Here is a 930-nt window from a genome sequence, read left to right on the forward strand (position 1 = left end):
AGGCGGTTGTGGCCCGGCTCGGTGCCGCTCAGCCAGAGGATGCGCCCGAGGATCCAGTCCCGCCCGGGATGGGCGTCCGCCAGCGCCGGGGTATAGCGCTCCCCCGTCGGACGCCGGCCCACGAATACCGCGTCTGCCGGCTCGCCGGCGCCGATGCACGCACGCACGATGTGCCGGCCCCGCGGTGTGCAACCACTGCCGTCGAGCTCGCCGGCGCCGTTGGCGCCGGTGGCCACCGGCCAGTCCGCGAGCACGGCACCGTCGCCGCCGTACAGGCGGAGACGCTGCGCGGCGAGGTCCACATGGATCCAGGGGACGCGGTCAGTCACCGGCGCGCTCCGAGGCGGACCAGTCCCGGTAGGGATGGCGCACCAGCGAGACGTTGTAGTAGCGCGGCAGGTGCGAGACCTCGTGCCCCGCCCAGTCGGGCCTCGTGAAGGCCTCTTCCGCGCTCGCGAGCTCGACCTCCGCGACCACCAGCCCGGCGTTGTCGCCCTCGAAGACGTCCACCTCCCAGGTGTGGCCGCCCACCGGCACGTGATAGCGGGTCTTCTCGATCAGCGGCCGGTGGCAGAGGTGGTCGAGCATCTCCCGTGCCTCCGCGGCGGGGATCTCGTACTCGTACTCGCGGCGCTGCACACCGAGGGTTGCGCCCTTGATGTTGAGCCACGCACGGACACCGGCGAGGCGCACGCGCACGCTGGCGTGGGCGTCGCCGCCGAGGTAGCCCTGGCGCATGGGCTGGCCGGCGTCCGCGGCGTTGCGCCAGGTGTCGCCGGTCACCAGGAATTTGCGTTCGATCTCTTCGGCCATGGCGGTATCCGGTCCGTCGTGCGGGCAATGGTATCCTACCGCGGTGTCTCACCCCAGGGAGATCCGCATGCTTACCGCCTCGGCGCTGCAGGCGCGGTTCAATAACCTGATCCCGCT

General features: G+C 71.6%; 2 protein-coding genes. Both read right to left on the reverse strand.

Translation table 11 applies throughout. The features are described 5' to 3' along the window. On the reverse strand, positions 1-329 hold a 329-nt coding region (locus tag G7A99_RS21540), incomplete at its 3' end, for a L,D-transpeptidase (protein ID WP_163143966.1). Beyond that, positions 322-813: a CYTH domain-containing protein gene (locus G7A99_RS21545; protein WP_163143968.1), complete on the reverse strand. Its 492-nt coding sequence runs from the start codon at positions 811-813 to the stop codon at positions 322-324. The genes G7A99_RS21540 and G7A99_RS21545, both read right to left, overlap by 8 nt. Between the last annotated feature and the right edge of the window lie 117 nt (positions 814-930).

This window comes from Arhodomonas sp. KWT, assembly GCF_010993615.1.

Coding starts and splice junctions, on each gene's coding strand:
- G7A99_RS21545 (WP_163143968.1), bottom strand. CDS start 813: ATGGCCGAAGAGATCGAACGCAAATTCCTGGTGACCGGCGACACCTGG.